This window comes from Kribbella voronezhensis (assembly GCF_004365175.1).
Taxonomy (GTDB): Bacteria; Actinomycetota; Actinomycetes; order Propionibacteriales; family Kribbellaceae; genus Kribbella; species Kribbella voronezhensis.
In genome coordinates this window covers 646,537-662,786 of record NZ_SOCE01000002.1, presented here as the reverse complement: position 1 = coordinate 662,786, position 16,250 = coordinate 646,537, and the positions used below count along the sequence as shown (strand labels likewise).

Below are 16,250 nucleotides of genomic sequence, written 5' to 3'. Positions count from 1 at the left end.
AGCGAGACATCGCGAGGGCGGCAGGTCGATCACCGCGGCAGGCTATCGGTCGACGGACCAGGGGGTCTCCGGAGTTTCGTCGGGGGTGGCGGGTTCGTCGGCGGACAGGTAGGTGCAGACGCAGGCCTTGTTGCCGTCCTGGTCGGCGATGACCGTGAAGGACGGCGCCTGGCTGTCGTCGACGACGATGCCGCCGGCGGCGACGGCCGCGGCGATGCGGGATTCGGCGATCTCCGGCGGGACCCAGATGTCGAGGTGGAAGCGCTGCCGGGGCGTCTCGTGCTCGTCGGTCTCCTGGAACCACAGGATCGGCACCCGGCCGGTCGCATCGCGGATGTCGGTGCCGATCGTGCCGCGCCCTTGCGCCTCGGTACTTCCGGTCAGCAACGCCGCCCAGACCGGCGCGATCGCCGCGGCGTGCGCGGTGTCGATCGCGAACTCGACCACGGTGACCGCGCTCGGCGTTGCCACGATCCCTTGCTCGGCAGCGATCTCGGTGATCCGCCGCGCGAGCTCGAGGTCCTTCTCGGTCACCCATTCGACGACGTGCTCACGGCCGTCGCCGTCACGGTAGACCGCGTCCTCGCTGATCAGCTTCAGGTCGACGAACCCGTCCCCCATCGTCACCCGCGGGTGATGTCCGAGCACATCGCCGGCCTGCCCCACCGCGGCGACGAGCCGCACCCCCTCGCCGAACCCGTCCACCACGTACCGCGCATGGAAGCCCTGGCCCAGCTTCCGCCAGTCCTTGAGGTCCGCCGCCTCGATCTGCTCCGTCGTCAACATGTCCATGACCGCGACGATAACTCCCGTTCCAGACGATCGCCGTCCGAAATTGATCCCGCCGGCCGACCGCCCCGGAAGCAGGTTTGCCCCAGCCGCCGACCGGGTAGTGCGGGCGCGGTGGCCGGGGTCGAGCAGCTCGCCTCCGGAAGAGCTTCTCGCCACCCCGGCCATCCTCATCCCGTCAGTCCAGGCAGAACTCGTTGCCTTCCGGGTCGGTCATCACGATGAATCCAAGACTCATCGGCGGCGCGGGCTCGCTGCGCCGGACCCGCGTCGCTCCCAGCGCGACCAGCCGGGCACATTCGGCCTCCAGCGCCGCCATCCGCTCGTCGCCCTCCAGTCCCGGCGCGGCCCGGACGTCGAGGTGCACGCGGTTCTTGGCGACCTTGTCCTCCGGCACCTGCTGGAAGAAGAGGCGGGGACCTCGCTTGTCGGGATCCTCCAGCGCCGACGCGCTGTTGCGCTCGTTCTCCGGCACACCGGCCCGCTCGAGGAATTCGTCCCACGCCGCCAGCGGATCGGCACCCTCCGGCAGGTCCACACCAGGCGGACCAGGGTGGACATAGCCCAGCACGTCCCGCCAGAACGTCGACAACGCGGCCGGGTCGTTGGCATCGAAGGTGACCTGGATTTCACGGCTCATCGGTTTGCTCCGCTCATAGCTGTCTTCATAGCTTCACACTGGCACCCCAAGCGGACAGGATCGGTCCGCTAGTTCTGGCAGGCTGGACGTCATGGATGACGAGCTGGGTACGACGGAACGCGTACTGACCTTGCTCGGGCTGCTCCAGCAACGCCAGGTCTGGACCGGACCCGAGCTGGCCGCCCGCCTCGGAGTCACGCCACGCACCGTACGACGTGATGTCGAGCGACTCCGCACTCTCGGCTACCAGGTGCACGCCAGTCAGGGCGTCGGCTACCAACTGGGTCCCGGGCAGGACCTGCCTCCACTGCTCCTCGACGACGAGGAGGCGATCGCCACCGCTGTCTCGCTGCTCGCCGGCGCGGGTGGCGGCGTGGCGAGCGCGAGCGACGCCGCCGTACGGGCGTTGACCAAGCTCGACCGGGTGCTGCCGACCAGGTTGCGGCATGAGGTGCGTGCCCTTGCCGGCTCGGTGGAGTCCTTCGGCGGAGGCCGGGCGCCGGTCGATCCCGAGGTGATCATGACGCTGGCCAGGGCGTGCCGGGACCAGGTCGAGGCCGGGTTCGACTACCCGTCCGGGAGCGAGGTACGCCGGCGCCGGGTCGAGCCCTATCGCCTGGTCTCCTCCGACCGGCGCTGGTACCTGTTCGCGTACGACCTGGACCGCGACGACTGGCGCAATTTCCGCGTCGACCGGATGACCGAAGTGGCGGCGCGGACCTGGCGATTCCGGGCGCGCCCGGCTCCGGACGCAGCGTCGTACGTGCAGGAAGCTGTGTCGAGCCGGGTCTACCCGCACCAGGCCCGCTTCCTCGTGCACGCGTCGGCGGAGACCGTTCGCGCCCAGATCCCGGCGGCGGCCGCCGTTGTCCGACCGCGTGATGGCGAGCGCTGCGAAGTACTGAGCGGCGGTGGCAGCCTCGACTTCGTCCTGATGCACATGGTCCTGCTGGGACATCCCTTCGAAGTACTCGATCCGCCCGAGCTGACGGACCGCTGTCGGGTCCTGGCGGAGCGACTGCAGTCAGCGGCGCGAAGCACCTGACGCGTTTTCGGACCCAGCGGCTGGGCACTTGGGACAGGTCCGACAGTGGAGGAGCTGACCACGATGACGGTGAAACTGAACAAGGCCGCCTTCGACCACGCCAAGAGCCTGGCCCGCAAGAACCAGACGGTGATGGACGAGCGCGACGACTGGAGCGAGCACGCGCCGAGCGCGGACGACGAGAACGCGTACCTCGAGAAACACGGCTGGAGCGAGTACGGCAAGTGGTACCTCGGTGTCGACACCGATTCGAGCGAGGAGACCAAAGGCCACTACAAGTTCCCGTACGGCGACTTCCGCCGAGTCCACCGCTGCGGCGTGATCAGCGCCGAGTCGCGCGCCGCCCAGAACGACTACGACGACATCACCAAGGCGGTCGCCGAACTCCACGAGCTTCTCGACGGCGACCACGCCTGAGGCAACGACGTACCGGCGTACCGCTCGCCCGGCGCCGCCCGCGTCGTCTCACGGCGCAGACTGATCGAGCCGTGTCCGTACGCGCCCGCGCGGCGGACTTGGCATGATGTGCGCATGACTCAGTCCCACCGGGTGGCCGCCGAGGAGGCACCCCTCGACGCCGAGGCGGCCGACGGCCAGCAGGTCGCTGACACGTTCGCACGGCTGGCGGTCGAGCTGCACGACGCCGACGGCCTGGTGGAGACTGTCGACGCGGTCGCCCAGTTCGCGCTGCAGGCCCTGAACTGCTCGTACGCCGGCATCGTGCTGAACGTCCGCGGCCGTCGTCCAGAGGTCGCCGCCGTCACCGATCCGGTCGTCGCCGAGGCGTACGAGATGCAGATCTCCAGCGACACCGGGCCGCTGGTCACCTCCTTGCGGGAGCGGACCACCGTGTTGATCCGCGACACGGGCACCGAGGACCGCTGGCCGGAATGGGCGGCCAAGGTCGCGGCACTCGGAGTACGCAGCGTCCTCGACGTACCTCTCCAGACGGGTGGCACGCGGCCGCAGACCGTCGGCGTACTCGGTCTCTACAGCCCCGACCCGGATGCGTTCGGCGCCGACGACGAGGCGATCGCCCACATCCTCGCCCGGCATGCCTCGGTCGCCGTCGCCACCGCCCGGCACGAGGTCTCGATGGCGCAGGCGGTGGACGCCCGCAAACTCGTCGGCCAGGCGATGGGCATCCTGATGGAGCGCTTCGACGTCGACGGCGACCGCGCGTTCGCGATCCTCAAGCGCTACTCGCAGGACACCAACACCAAGCTGCGCGACGTCGCCCAGCAACTGATCGACACCCGCAAACTCCCGGCGGACGGCACTCACGCGGGCAACACGGAGCTGCGGCCGCCGGCCTGAATCCGGCCGCGCTGGGTACGGGAAGGACACTCAGCCGATCGAAGGAGGGCCATGCCCAAGGTGCCGGCACTGGAGGAACTGCAGCAGCGACGCAGCGAGAAGTGGTTCGGCTACGACGACGGGGTGATCGCCGCGACCGTGGCGGAGATGGACTTCGAGCTGGCGGAGCCGATCACCGCGGTCCTGCACGACGCGGTTTCCCGCGGCGACCTCGGCTACACGGCCGGGGTACCGGCTTCTCTGGGTGACGCGTTCGCCGGGTTCGCGCGGCGACGGCTGGACTGGCAGGTGGATCCGGATCAGCTCGCCCTCGTGCCCGACGTGATGCTCGGGCTGATCGAGCTGTGCCGGATCGTCGCGCCGGGCGGGTCGGTCGGCTTCGCGTCCGCCGCCTATCCCCCGTTCCTGCTGCAACTGCCGCCGGCGGGCTTCTCGCTGGTGCCGATCCCCCTGGCCGCCGACGGGGCTTTCGACCTCGACGGGTTGGCCGCGCGACTGCGGGACGGTCTCGACGTGCTGATCCTCGCCAACCCACACAACCCGACCGGCCGGGTGCTGCCGCGCGACGAACTGGAGCAGATCGCCGACCTCTGCGCGCAGTACGGCGCCTGGGTGCTCGCCGACGAGATCCACGCGCCGCTGGTCCTTCCGGGTGGCGCGAAGCACGTGCCGTGGCTGGAGGTATCGGACGCGGCGCGGTCGTGCGGAATCTCGCTGACCTCGGCGTCGAAGGCGTTCAACCTGGCCGGGCTGAAGGCCGCGATGATGGTCACCGCCTCGGACCGCGCGCAGGACGTCGTACGCCGGTCGTCGATCGCCTCCGAACAGGCCGGCCTGCTCGGCGTGCTCGCGGCCGAAGTCGCGTTCTCCCAGTGCGACGACTGGCTCGACGACGTCCTGCGCCAACTCGACCGGAACCGCACCGTCATCGACACCGGGCTTCCCGCCGGAGTCTCGTGGACTCCCCCGCAAGCCACGTACGTCGGGTGGCTCGACTTCGCCGGTGCGCTCGACGAGGACCCGGCTCACTTCCTGCTGTCGAAAGCCGGCGTCGCGCTCAGCCCGGGTACCAGCTACGACCCGGCGGCGACCACCTTCGCCCGGCTCAACTTCGGTACGAGCGAAGAACTCGTCACCGAGATGCTCACCCGGATCTCGACGGCCCTCGGCTAACCCTCCGGGTAGAAGAGGAACAAGGTGCAGCCCTCGGCCGACTGGGGAACATGGGAGGAACCGGCCGGGGCGTGGATGAACGAACCAGCGGGGTAGTCGCGGATTCCGTCGTTGAAGACACCCTCGACGACGAACACCTCCTCCGGTCCCGGCTGGTGGATGTCGATGCCTTCCCAGCAGGAGCCGGGGTCCAGCTGGAGCAGGTGCGCCGAGGCGACCTCGCCCTTCCAGAGGGTCCGCAGCTTGATACCGGGGAACACCTCACGGCTGGGTACGTCGTCGGCCACTGCCCATTCGAAGTTCTGCATGTCGTCCATCCTGGAGCGCGGAGGTGTCGCGTCCCAGTGTCTGGATAGTCCCGATCCGGTACTTTTCTGCCATGGTCGTGCATCGCGTGGTGGCCCTGGTGACGGCGCCGCAGTCCAGCTTCGAGCTGGGCTGTGTCGCGGCCGTCTTCCGTGACGAGCGCTATTCCTTCGGCGTTTGCACCGAGCAGCCCGGCGCGGTTGCGACCCTTGAAGGTTTCGACATGATCGTGCCGGCCGGCCTGCGAAGACTGGAGCGCGCGGACACGATCGTCGTACCGGGCTGGCTGCCGCTCGATCGCGAGCCCTCCCCTGCCGTACTGCGTGCTCTCCGCCGGGCCCATCGGCGCGGTGCCCGCCTCGTCAGCATCTGTTCGGGTGCGGCCGCGCTGGCTGCGACCGGCCTGCTCGACGGGCGCCGGATCACCACCCACTGGCGGTACGCCGACGAACTGCAGCGTCGCTTCCCTGCCGTGCGGGTGGACCCGGACGTGCTCTACATCGACCACGGCGACATCGCGACCAGCGGCGGCTCCGGCACCGGGATCGATCTCTGTCTCCAGCTGATCCGGGCCGATCACGGCGCCGCGTACGCCGCTCGGATCGCCCGCCGGATGGTGATGCCGCCACACCGCGAGGGCGGCCAGCTCCAGTACCGCGGCGAAGCCGCCGTGGTACCGAACGAATCTCTCGGCGAACTACTGGACTGGGCGACCGATCACCTCGCCGAACCGATCACCGTGGACGATCTGGCCGCCCGGATCAACGTCTCACCGCGAACCCTCGCCCGCCGCTTCGCCGACCAGCTCGGCACGGCCCCGGGTCAATGGCTGCTGGCCCAACGCATCGCCACAACCCGTGCCCTGCTGGAAGAAACCGACCTCCCGATCGAAACCATCGCCACCCGCGTCGGCCTCTCCTCGGCCACCAACCTCCGCCGCCGCTTCCAATCCGCCGTCCGAACCACCCCGAGCGCCTACCGCCGCGCCTTCAGGTCCCGGCCGACTGCGGTGGCTGGTTTCCAGGCAGGCCCTTGACGCTGGTACGTCGTACGATCCGGAGGTATGAGCATCGAGATCCGGCCGGCGTCGGTCTTCGCGGATGTGCGTGCGGTGATCGGGCCGAAGTCGCCGACGGCGACGGTGTGCTGGTGTCTGAGCCACCGGATCCCGTCCAAGCTGAACAACTCTTTGCGCGGTCCGGCCCGGGGTGAGCTCGTCGCCGAACTGTGCAAGGCGGAGATCGCGCCAGGAGTGCTCGCCTACGACGGCGACACCCCCGTGGGCTGGGCCGGCGTCGCGCCGCGCGCCGACACCACCTACGCCCACAATCGCAGGATCCCGCACGTCGACGACCTCCCGGTGTGGTCGCTGTGGTGCATCCGCGTGCGTCCGGGGCATCGCGGCCAGGGGATCTCCCACCACCTCATCACCGGTGCCGTCGAGTTCGCTCGCGCCCACAAGGCACCGGCGATCGAGGCCTACCCTCTCGACAACGGCGACGCCAAGGTCGACCTCACCATGGCCTACGCCGGCCTCCGCAAGAACTTCGAACACGCCGGCTTCACCAAAGCCGCCGACACCACCTCCACCTTGGCCGGCCACCCCCGAATCCTCATGCGTCTCCCCCTCACCTGACCAGCATCTTCGCGTAGCACCGGGTGAGCGGCTGGTCGACGTACTTGCCCCAGGAGGCCGTACGTACATAACCGCTCGACTCGTACAACGCGATCGCCTCCGGCTGCAACTCACCGGTCGCCAACCGCAGTACCGGATGGCCGCCGGCCAGCGCCAGTTCCTCGAGGCCGGCCAACAAGGCCCGCGCATACCCACGCCCCCGCGCCGCCGGCACCACATACATCCGCTTGAGCTCGCCATCGCCGGCATGCTCACTCTCGACCCCGAACGCCTGCACCGCGCCACAGCCCACCGCCACCCCACCCTCCCCCAGCACCACGAGATACCGGGCCCCCTCCTTCACCTGCGACCGCCCCTCACGCCCGTACCGCCCCACCAACTCAGCAAACGCCCCGTCCAGCAACCCATCCAATTCCCGGTCCCCGACCACCCGCTCTTCGCACTGCTTCACAGCCGTCATCCAGGCACCGTACTTCGCTGGTGCGTTGGCAAGACACCAGCTTTCGCGTTCTTGGCCACCGGTTCAGGTTGGGCAAGGTGCAACCGGTGGGTGAGGGCGTACGTCGTACGGCGTGATCGGGTTTGGTCGAGATGGGGTGAGGCGTGATTTTGGTGTGATCGGGTGAGTGGTGGACGGGACAATCGCCAACCGGTCGTGAGGCCGGGCTCTTGTGGAGGTGGAGATGGGTAGCAGGATCAGTAGACGGCAGGCGCTCAGGCTTGGGGGTGGGGCGCTGGCCGGGGTCGCGGTGGCCGGGGCGGTGGGTGAGAGTGCCGTTGCGGCCGGTGAGTGGGTGCGGCTGCCGGTGATCACGGCCAACATCGGGCGGAAGAACCTCGGCGCCCGGGACGCGGCGATCCAGGCCGTGCGCAACGGTGACGCGACCAGGCCGTTCGTGGGCTGGCAGGAGATCAGCGAGGGCGACACGGGGGAGCCGGCGATGATCGCGCAGCACTTCGGTCCCGCGTACAACAACGTGTTCCTGCACGACCCGAGTTCGTTCCGCGTACCGATCTCGGTGCCGGCCCCGTGGACGGTCGTCAACTCCAACTCGGTCTTCGTGCACGGCGTCGTCCCCGGGGAGTCGCCGCCCCGCTGGATCAACGAGGTCGCCGTCCAGCACGGGTCGAACCCGGCGCTCAAGTTCGTGCTGATCAACACCCACTACATGCACGACGCCTACAACGGCACGCAGAACCCGAACCTGCGCCAGTACTGGGATCTGCAAAAGAAGACCCACCGCGAACGCGTGATGAACTACCACGACCGCGGTACGGCGGTGATCTGGACGGCGGACACCAACAACCCGAACTACGACCAGGCGACCGGCCAGCCGAACGAGGGCAAGGTCTTCGGCAGCGGCATCGACCGGATCGACTGGCTGCCCGGCGACGGCACGGTCCAGCTCGAGCTGCTCAACTCCAAGATCATTCCACTCAACGTCGACAGCCACGACGCCCACGAGGCGATCTTCCGCATCCGCCTCGCCTGAGCTCGTTGCGGCAGCACGCGGTTGCGTGGTGCAGTGTGGGTGTGACGGGACAGGTGTCGTTCGAGGGGCGCTCTGCGCTCGTGTCGGTGAACGTCGGCAAGCCGAAGGACGTGGCCTGGAACGGGAAGACCGTCTACACCGGGGTCTGGAAGTATCCGGTCGACGGGCCGGCGACAGTCCGCCGGCTCAATATCGACGGGGACGGCCAGGGCGACACCGCCGGGCACGGCGGTGAGCAGCGGGCCGTGCTCGTCTACCAGCTCGACTCCTACCGATACTGGCAGGAGTACTTCGGCCGCGACGACTTCAGCTACGGCCAGTTCGGCGAGAACTTCACCGTCGACGGGCTGACCGACGACGAGGTCTGTATCGGCGACCGCTACCGCATCGGTACGGCGGAGTTCGAGGTCACCCAGCCGCGGGTCACCTGCTATCGGGTGGGCCTGCGGATGGGTGAGCCCGAACTCCCCGCCCTGCTGGTCAGCCATCACCGCCCGGGCTTCTACCTGAGGGTCATCACCGAAGGAGTGGTCGAGGCCGGCGATCAGATCGTCAGGACCACGACCGGTCCGCACGCGCTGACGGTCGCCGCCACCGACGCCCTTCTCTACCTGCCCGATCGCGATCGGGCCGATCTCCTCCGCGCCACCCAGATCCCGGCCCTCAGCCCAGGGTGGCAGGGCTCGTTCCGGGACCTTCTGCAGGCGACTCCCAATGAGCCGTCCTGGAACGGCTTCCGGCCGTTGCAGGTTACCGACGTGATCGCAGAGAGCGCGACAGTCTCCTCGATCTATCTGGCCGCGCCCGACGGCACCCCGTTGCCTCCCGCGCCGGCCGGCCAGTACCTCACCCTGCGGATCGCCGACCCCGGCGTACGAGTGCCCGTCCGGAGCTACTCGTTGTCGTCGGCTCCTGGCGGTGAGCGCTACCGCATCAGCGTGAAGCACGAGCCGTACGGCGAAGTCAGCGGTTACCTGACCACCAAGCTGCACAAGGGTGCCCTCGTCGAGGCGGCCGCGCCACGCGGTGACTTCGTGCTCGACGAACAGGCCGGTCCTGTGCTGCTGATCTCCGCCGGCATCGGAGTCACTCCGGTGCTGGCCATGCTGCATCAGCTCGCGAGCGTCCGCAGTACCCGTGAGGTCTGGTGGATCCACAGCGCCCGCAGTACGCAGGAACACCCGTTGGCGGCGGAGGCCCGCGCGTTGATCGCATCGCTGCCCAACGCACGGGAGCACTTGTACTACAGCGGAACCACCGGCCGGCTGACCAAGGAGAAGTTGCTGGAGCTCGCCCTTCCGGTCGATGCGAGTGCCTACATCTGCGGGCCGGCTTCGTTCATGGCCGATCTGCGGGAGGCGCTGACAGCAGCCGGACTCGCCACGGATCGCATTCACACCGAGCTCTTCGGGGCCCTGCCGTCGACCAACCCCGGCATCACCGGGCAGGTCAGCCGCCCACCGCATCAACCCGCGGGCCCGCCCGGAACCGGACCGATGGTGACGTTCGCCCGGAGCGGCATCTCGACGCCGTTCGGCGGCACCAATCTGCTGGACCTCGCCGAAGCCTGCGACGTGCCCACCCGGTGGAGCTGCCGCACCGGCGTCTGCCACACCTGCGTCACCCCGCTCCTGTCCGGCGAGGTCAGCTACTCCCCCACTCCCCTCGAACCCGCCCCCGACGGACAGACGCTGATCTGCTGCGCCCGTCCGACGGACGACGTGGTCCTCGACATGTGAAGCCGGCGGTTGCTCACGGCATCGACTCGATCGGCTACCGCCAGGGCGGCTGTACGCCGGGAGGCGTGTCGTGTTCCAAGGCTTCCACCGCGCCCAGGAGGCTGTGGAGGGCGACCTCGTCGCGGGCGGCGTCGGCCGGGTCGACCAGCCAGGTCGCCGGCCCGGCGGCGTCGTCGGGGCGGCCTGCCTCGGCCATGGTCATTTCGACCTGGACCTCGGCTTCGAGGTCGGGTAGGAAGTCGTTCTCACCTGGCATGGTCATCGTTCCTCCTGGTCAGCACGGGTCCTGGGAGCTCACTTGGCGGACCAGGCGGCGTAGGTGGTCTCCGCGAGGGTCGCGTCGTCGTCGGGGACAAGGGCCCGTTCGGTCGGCGAGATCCCGTAGTACACGGCCTCGGGGTCGGTGACGACCTCGCGCGGATCGTTGCTCTCGGCAAGTACCGTGCGGAAGAACTCGTCCATCCGGAAGCGCTCCGGTCCGGCGACCTCGGCCTGCCCCTTCAGCGGGGCACCGACCGCGACCCGGCCGACTGCCTGCGCCACGTCGTCGGCCGCGATCGGCTGGAAGAACACGTGCGCCAGCCGGACCGCGGTGCCGTCGAAGGCCGCGTCCGCGATGCTCGGGACGAACTCGAAGAACTGGGTCGCGCGCACGATCGAGTACGGGATCGGCGAGTCCTCGATCAGCTTCTCCTGTGCCAGTTTGGCCCGGAAGTAGCCACTCTCCTGGAGCCGCTCGGTCCCGACCACGGACAGCGCGATGTGGTGGCCGACGCCCGCGGCGGCCTCGGCCGCGAGCAGGTTGCTCGTCGAGGTCCGGAAGAAGTCCAGGACGGCGTCGTCCTCCCACGACGGCGAGTTGGAGACGTCGACCACCACGTCCGCACCGGTCAGCACGGCCTCGAGTCCTTCGCCGGTGATCGTGTTCACACCGGTGTTCGGCGAGGCCGCCACCGCGTCGTGCCCGTGCTCGCCGAGTTTCGCGACCAGCTTCGACCCGATCAGGCCCGTACCGCCGACAACCACGATCTTCATGGCACACCTTCCTGTTCCGCCGGCGGCTCTCGTCACCGCCCGGTCACCAGCTAAGACCGGACAGCCCCGTGGCGTGTGACAGCTGCCGGGAACGACTTCCGGATGGCCTCTGTCACAGTGGTGACCGCTGTGCTGTCCCTAGTGCGGGGGCACTAGCTGTCGACCGACTGGAGGAGACCCTTGTCCGGAGCAAACGCCAGGATCCGGATCCGGGTGCCGATGAGCGCACGGCCGATCGACGAACCGCACCGCGTCTCCAGCCAGCTCGAGCTGCTGTTCGACCTGACCTTCGTCGTCGCGGTCGCGGCGGTCACGGCCGAGCTAGCGCACCAGATCGCCGCTGCGCACGCCCTGGTCTCGATCGTGCCGTTCCTGCAGGTGTTCTTCGCGATCTGGTGGGCGTGGATGAACTTCACCTGGTTCGCCTCCTCCTACGACACCGACGACGTCGCCTACCGGCTGCTCACGATGCTGCAGATGGCCGGCGTCCTGGTGCTGGCGGCCGGCGTACCGGCAGCGGCCGACCACTCCGACTTCCGCGCCATCACGATCGGCTACGTGATCATGCGGATCGCCCTGGTCGCGCAATGGGTGCGAGCAGGAATCGAGGACCCGGCCGGGCGGCGTACGGCGTTCCGCTACGCGGCGGGGATCGCCGTCGTGCAGGTGGGATGGGTGCTCCGGCTCGTCCTGCTGGACACCGGTGCGCTGCCGCCGTCGACCCAGCTCCCGCTGTTCCTGGTGCTGGCCGTTCTCGATCTTCTCGTCCCCCGCTGGGCCGAACGCACCTCGGCGACCAACTGGCATCCACACCACATCGCCGAGCGCTACGGCCTCTTCACGATCATCTTGCTCGGCGAGAGCGTCCTCGCCGCCGCCACCGGGGTCCAAGGCGCCCTTGACGCGACCGGGATCAGCGGTGCGTTCGTCACCGTCGCGATCTCGTCACTCGTCTTGCTGTTCGCCCTCTGGTGGCTCTACTTCCTGGAGCCGGCCGGCGAGGCTCTCAGCGCCCGCCGCGAACGCTCGTACCTGTGGGGCTACAGCCACTACGGCATCTTCGCCGCCCTGGCCGCCCTCGGCGCGGGCCTGGAGGTCGCTGTCGGCCAGACCGGTCATCACGTCGAGGCGTCACCACTCGAAGTCACGTACGCCGTCGCCATCCCGGTCGCGGTGTTCCTCACCTTGCTCTGGGCCGTCCACGCTCCGCTCGTCGACGAGCCGGTCATCCCACCCCTCTTCCTGCTGAGCTGCGTTGCCGTCATCCTGCTGCTGCCTCTGACCGTCAGCTGGATCGGCGTCTCCGCGGTCGTAGCCGCCATCGCCACGACCTCGGTGCTTCTGATCGCCGCGACCATCACCTTCCGCACCGACTAGATTGTCGTCATGGCCGAAACCTGCCCCTGCGGACTCGACGCCGGCTATGACGACTGCTGTGGCCGCCTGCACCGGGGAAAGGCAGCGGCGACCGCCGAGCAGTTGATGCGATCGCGGTACGTCGCTTTCGTCGTCCGGGACGCCGCTTATCTGCTGCACACCTGGGCCGCGGCGACCCGCCCGCCGCATCTGACCTTCGAGGAGAACCTCGAATGGACCGCGCTCGACATCCTCAACACGGTCGGCGGGACCGCCTTCCCTACCGAAGGCACGGTCGAGTTCCGCGCCCACTACCTGGCCGACGGCCGACCCGGTGAGCAGCACGAGAACAGCCAGTTCGTCCGCGAGGACGGCCGCTGGGTCTATCTGGCACCGGTCGCGTAGGGATCCTTCGCCGGCAGCCAGGTCGTCGCCGGGTCCAGGTCGAGCGGGGCGACGTCGTGAGTCAGAGCCTGCGCCGCGGCCCGGACGGCTGCCCGTGGCTCGTCCTGGCGGGAGATCAACGACCAGGTCCAGTACGGCGTGGGCGCGACGACCGGCCGCTGGACGATGTCCGGCGGCAGCTCGAAGGCGGTCCGCTTCGGCGAGTTGAGCACCGGACGGCCGAGCCTGCGGACATGGTCGAACAGCGACGGCGGGGTGATGCCGCCGTCATCGGTGTACTCCAGCCGCGCACCGGTCGCGTGCGCGAACTCCTCGGCGTACTCGTTCCAGGACGACCAGGTCGCGAGGTCGGCGTCGACCGGTACGGCGAGGTCCTTCGCCTGGACCGGGCTGTCGTCGGGACCGACGGACAGCGCGTACAGCCGGTCCACACTGATGAAGCTCGCGTCCAGCCGGTTGGCGGCGAGGGCATCGGTGGTGATCCAGGCGATCGCCAGGTCGACGCTGCCGTCGACGACCCGGGCGGCCTGAGTGTGCGACGGCATCACCCAAGTGTCGATGTGCAATTGGGCGACACCTGACACCCGGCTGACCAGGTCGGGCGGGTACCAGCTGACGTAGCCGAGGCGCACGGGCTCGGCCGCCGAGAGGCCCGCCGCTGAGCGACGCAGCTCATCGGCTTCCGCCAGCAAGGCCCTGACCTTGGGCAGCAGGGCGTCGGCCGAGGCGGTCGGTGTGACGGATCGCCGGTTGCGATCGAAGAGGCGGACCCCGAGGTCGCGCTCCAGCGCCTTGATCTGCTGGGACAGCGACGGACCCGCGATGTGCAGGCGGGCGGCGGCGCGGCCGAAGTTGAGCTCCTCGGCCACCGCAACGAAGTACCGCAGCTGCCGTAGTTCCATCCGTCGATCGTAGGCCAGTAGGAGCTTCAGCCTCTCAGCAGAGAGCCGATCGGTCGTGGTGAACCCCGGCTCCCCGAGCCACCATCAAAGGCAGAGAACGATCGGTCTCCAGACCGGTCCGCAGACAGGAGAAGACACCACCATGAACCAGAAAGTCGCAGTCGTCACCGGCGCGTCCCAAGGCATCGGCGCCGCCCTGGTGACCGCCTACCGCAAGCTCGGGTACGCCGTGGTCGCCAACTCGCGATCGATCCAGCCGTCCGACGACCCGTGGGTGCTGACCGTTGCCGGCGACATCGCCACCCCCGGCGTCGGCACCCGGATCATCGAGCACGGCCTGGACGCCTTCGGCCGGATCGACACGCTCGTCAACAACGCCGGCGTGTTCGTCGCGAAGCCGTTCACCGACTACACCGACGAGGACTTCGACCTCGTCACCGGCGTGAACCTGCGCGGCTTCTTCGAGATCACCCGGCGAGCGGTCGAGGCGATGGTCGCACAGGGCAGCGGCCATATCGTCAACGTCTCGACCAGCCTGGTCGATCACGCCAACACGAACGTGCCGTCCGCACTCGCCTCGCTGACCAAGGGCGGCCTCAACGCCGTCACCCGGTCGCTGGCCGTCGAGTACGCCGCCCGCGGCCTCCGGGCCAACACCGTGGCGCTCGGCATCATCAACACGCCGATGCACCCCGAGGAGACCCACGAGGCGCTGGCCGGCCTGCACCCGGTCGGCCGGATCGGCGAGATCAGCGATGTCGTCAACGCCGTCACCTTCCTCGAGGACGCGCCGTTCGTCACCGGCGAGATCCTGCACATCGACGGCGGCCAGAGCGCCGGCCACTGATCCACACCAGCCCGGAAGGAGCCCGCGAATGCCATCCAGTACGACAATTGCCTCAGTTCGGCCGTGGCGCCTTGCGGGCGAAGCGGCGACGGCACTCGCGGTGGGAATGGGGGTCGGCAGATTCGTGTTCACCCCCATCCTTCCCCTGATGCAGGCGCAGGCCCGGATGTCGCCGCGGCTGGGTGCGGGACTCGCGACGGCCAACTATGTCGGCTATCTGATCGGTGCGCTGGCCGCGATCGTGATGCCGGCACTGATCCGCTCCCGTCCGGTACTGCGGGGCTCGCTGCTGGTCCTGATCGGCACGCTCGCTCTGATGCCGATCAGCACCAGCGGCGGCCTGTGGACAGCGCTGAGGCTGGTGGCCGGGATCGCCAGCGCGGTGATCTTCGTGATCGCCGTCAGCGGCCTGCTCACCAGTCCCGCCAAGCACCTCATCGGGTGGGCGTTCGGCGGTATCGGAGCAGGTATCGCGTTGTCGGGCGCAGCCGTCCTCCTGCTCCGTACGACGGGTAGCTGGCGAGCCGCGTGGTGGTCGGCAGCGGCCTTGTCGGTCGTACTCACCATCCCGGCCTGGCAGCTCCGGCTCCCTGATCACGACAGTCAGGAGGACCCTCAACTCCACCCCGGTGGACGGTGGTTCGCGGCGCTGGTCACGAGCTACTCGCTGGAAGGCGTCGGGTACATCATCGCGGGCACGTTCCTGGTTGCCGCGATCAACCAAACGGTCGACGGGCGGGCCGGCGCGGGCGCCTGGGTGCTGGTCGGTCTGGCCGCCGTACCGTCCACCGCGCTGTGGGCCGGACTCAGCCGCACCTGGTCGCGTCCCACCCTGCTGTTCGCCGCGCTGCTCGTCCAAGCCGTCGGCATCGCGCTACCGGCGATCAGCAGCGGTGTCTCGTCGGCCCTGATCTCGGCGACGCTCTTCGGCGCCACCTTCCTCGGGATCGGCAGTATCGCCCTGGCGATCGGCGCACATCTCCAGATCCCGCGGGCGGTCGCCATCCTCACCACCGGCTACAGCATCGGGCAGATCCTCGGCCCGCTCGCTGTCGCCCCATTACTGCACAACGGCTACCACCAAGCGCTACTGATCGGCTCTGGCGTGGTCGCACTGGCAGCCATCGCAGCCGGCGTCTTGAGACACCGGTTCCCCCATCACCTCGGCCCGTTGCCGAGCCGCGTTCAGCTCAAGGAGATCCAAGCATGAGTACGACAAGCATCCTGCGTTCCGTCCTCGACCAGTGGAAGGCCGGTGTGGACGCCCACGACCCGGGCGCCGTCGGCAAGCTCTTCACCGAGGACGCGATCTTCCAGGGCCTGCACCCGTACAGCGTCGGCCCGGCCGGTGTCGCGCAGTACTACGACTCGCAGCCGCTGGGGATGAAGGCGCAGTACGACATCGTCGAGACCAGGCAGCTCAGCGAGGATCTCGTGCTCGGCTACCTCGAGGTCGCCTTCTCGTTCGTCGACCGCCCGACGCTCGAGGTCAACCTCAGTGTCATCGTCCGCCGGACCGGCGAGGACTGGCGCATCGCCCACTACCAGGTCTCGAAGCTCGCCTGAG

Annotated in this window: 20 protein-coding genes; 13 read left to right on the top strand and 7 right to left on the bottom strand. The window is 68.9% G+C overall.

Annotated features, from left to right (window positions below):
- Window positions 1–42 precede the first annotated feature (42 nt).
- Both EV138_RS30410 and EV138_RS30405 read right to left on the bottom strand, forming a co-directional pair.
- The gene (locus EV138_RS30410) at window positions 43–792 is read right to left on the bottom strand and encodes a VOC family protein (RefSeq protein ID WP_133983141.1); all 750 of its coding nucleotides are present in this window, start codon (window positions 790–792) and stop codon (window positions 43–45) included.
- Window positions 793–967: 175 nt separating this feature from the next.
- On the bottom strand, window positions 968–1,429 hold the full coding sequence (locus EV138_RS30405) for a VOC family protein (RefSeq protein WP_133983139.1): 462 nt from the start codon (window positions 1,427–1,429) through the stop codon (window positions 968–970).
- Window positions 1,430–1,520: 91 nt separating this feature from the next.
- Here EV138_RS30405 and EV138_RS30400 point away from each other — a divergent pair, with 91 nt between their 5' ends.
- The 4 genes from EV138_RS30400 (at window position 1,521) to EV138_RS30385 (ending at window position 4,964) form a co-directional block, all read left to right on the top strand.
- On the top strand, window positions 1,521–2,474 hold the full coding sequence (locus tag EV138_RS30400) for a helix-turn-helix transcriptional regulator (protein WP_133983137.1): 954 nt from the start codon (window positions 1,521–1,523) through the stop codon (window positions 2,472–2,474).
- A gap of 63 nt (window positions 2,475–2,537) precedes the next feature.
- Window positions 2,538–2,891 (top strand): hypothetical protein, encoded by a 354-nt coding sequence (locus EV138_RS30395; RefSeq protein ID WP_133983135.1) that lies wholly within the window; start codon window positions 2,538–2,540, stop codon window positions 2,889–2,891.
- Between the two features lie 114 nt (window positions 2,892–3,005).
- A complete protein-coding gene (locus EV138_RS30390; RefSeq protein ID WP_133983133.1) occupies window positions 3,006–3,791 on the top strand; it encodes a GAF and ANTAR domain-containing protein in 786 nt (261 codons plus the stop codon).
- Window positions 3,792–3,842: 51 nt separating this feature from the next.
- Entirely contained in the window at window positions 3,843–4,964 is a 1,122-nt protein-coding gene (locus tag EV138_RS30385; RefSeq protein ID WP_133983131.1) for a MalY/PatB family protein, read from the top strand.
- Here the strand turns inward: EV138_RS30385 and EV138_RS30380 are convergent.
- Window positions 4,961–5,272, bottom strand: coding sequence for a cupin domain-containing protein (locus EV138_RS30380; RefSeq protein ID WP_133983129.1), 312 nt, complete (start codon window positions 5,270–5,272; stop codon window positions 4,961–4,963). The two genes, EV138_RS30385 and EV138_RS30380, sit on opposite strands and share 4 nt — an antisense overlap.
- A gap of 71 nt (window positions 5,273–5,343) precedes the next feature.
- Here EV138_RS30380 and EV138_RS30375 point away from each other — a divergent pair, with 71 nt between their 5' ends.
- Together EV138_RS30375 and EV138_RS30370 are read left to right on the top strand one after the other, a co-directional pair.
- The gene (locus EV138_RS30375; RefSeq protein WP_133983127.1) at window positions 5,344–6,306 is read left to right on the top strand and encodes a helix-turn-helix domain-containing protein; all 963 of its coding nucleotides are present in this window, start codon (window positions 5,344–5,346) and stop codon (window positions 6,304–6,306) included.
- 27 nt (window positions 6,307–6,333) lie between these two features.
- The gene (locus tag EV138_RS30370) at window positions 6,334–6,906 is read left to right on the top strand and encodes a GNAT family N-acetyltransferase (RefSeq protein WP_133983125.1); all 573 of its coding nucleotides are present in this window, start codon (window positions 6,334–6,336) and stop codon (window positions 6,904–6,906) included.
- Here EV138_RS30370 and EV138_RS30365 read toward each other — a convergent pair.
- Window positions 6,899–7,366, bottom strand: coding sequence for a GNAT family N-acetyltransferase (locus tag EV138_RS30365; protein ID WP_133983123.1), 468 nt, complete (start codon window positions 7,364–7,366; stop codon window positions 6,899–6,901). The two genes, EV138_RS30370 and EV138_RS30365, sit on opposite strands and share 8 nt — an antisense overlap.
- 223 nt (window positions 7,367–7,589) lie before the next feature.
- Here EV138_RS30365 and EV138_RS30360 point away from each other — a divergent pair, with 223 nt between their 5' ends.
- Window positions 7,590–8,399, top strand: a complete 810-nt coding sequence (locus EV138_RS30360; RefSeq protein WP_133983121.1) for a hypothetical protein — start codon at window positions 7,590–7,592, stop codon at window positions 8,397–8,399.
- Window positions 8,400–8,440: 41 nt separating this feature from the next.
- On the top strand, window positions 8,441–10,138 hold the full coding sequence (locus EV138_RS30355) for an MOSC and FAD-binding oxidoreductase domain-containing protein (RefSeq protein WP_238158511.1): 1,698 nt from the start codon (window positions 8,441–8,443) through the stop codon (window positions 10,136–10,138).
- Between the two features lie 34 nt (window positions 10,139–10,172).
- Here the strand turns inward: EV138_RS30355 and EV138_RS30350 are convergent, their stop codons facing one another.
- Entirely contained in the window at window positions 10,173–10,400 is a 228-nt protein-coding gene (locus EV138_RS30350; protein ID WP_133983119.1) for a hypothetical protein, read from the bottom strand.
- A gap of 32 nt (window positions 10,401–10,432) precedes the next feature.
- Window positions 10,433–11,173: an SDR family oxidoreductase gene (locus tag EV138_RS30345; RefSeq protein ID WP_133983117.1), complete on the bottom strand. Its 741-nt coding sequence runs from the start codon at window positions 11,171–11,173 to the stop codon at window positions 10,433–10,435.
- A gap of 180 nt (window positions 11,174–11,353) precedes the next feature.
- Between EV138_RS30345 and EV138_RS30340 the strand changes: the two genes are divergently transcribed.
- Window positions 11,354–12,550: a low temperature requirement protein A gene (locus EV138_RS30340; RefSeq protein WP_238158510.1), complete on the top strand. Its 1,197-nt coding sequence runs from the start codon at window positions 11,354–11,356 to the stop codon at window positions 12,548–12,550.
- Window positions 12,551–12,559: 9 nt separating this feature from the next.
- Window positions 12,560–12,934 (top strand): YchJ family protein, encoded by a 375-nt coding sequence (locus EV138_RS30335; RefSeq protein WP_133983115.1) that lies wholly within the window; start codon window positions 12,560–12,562, stop codon window positions 12,932–12,934.
- Here EV138_RS30335 and EV138_RS38430 read toward each other — a convergent pair.
- Entirely contained in the window at window positions 12,913–13,836 is a 924-nt protein-coding gene (locus EV138_RS38430; protein ID WP_133983113.1) for a LysR family transcriptional regulator, read from the bottom strand. The two genes, EV138_RS30335 and EV138_RS38430, sit on opposite strands and share 22 nt — an antisense overlap.
- A 142-nt stretch (window positions 13,837–13,978) precedes the next feature.
- Between EV138_RS38430 and EV138_RS30325 the strand changes: the two genes are divergently transcribed.
- The 3 genes from EV138_RS30325 to EV138_RS30315 are packed head-to-tail and all read left to right on the top strand — an operon-like array spanning window position 13,979 to window position 16,249.
- Window positions 13,979–14,683 carry an SDR family NAD(P)-dependent oxidoreductase gene (locus EV138_RS30325; RefSeq protein WP_133983111.1) on the top strand — a complete coding sequence of 235 codons (705 nt, stop codon included), beginning with the start codon at window positions 13,979–13,981 and terminating at the stop codon, window positions 14,681–14,683.
- Window positions 14,684–14,711: 28 nt separating this feature from the next.
- Window positions 14,712–15,893, top strand: coding sequence for a YbfB/YjiJ family MFS transporter (locus EV138_RS30320; RefSeq protein WP_202867007.1), 1,182 nt, complete (start codon window positions 14,712–14,714; stop codon window positions 15,891–15,893).
- A complete protein-coding gene (locus EV138_RS30315) occupies window positions 15,890–16,249 on the top strand; it encodes a YybH family protein (protein WP_133983109.1) in 360 nt (119 codons plus the stop codon). Before EV138_RS30320 ends, EV138_RS30315 begins: the two co-directional genes overlap by 4 nt.
- The last annotated feature ends 1 nt before the right edge of the window (window position 16,250 follow it).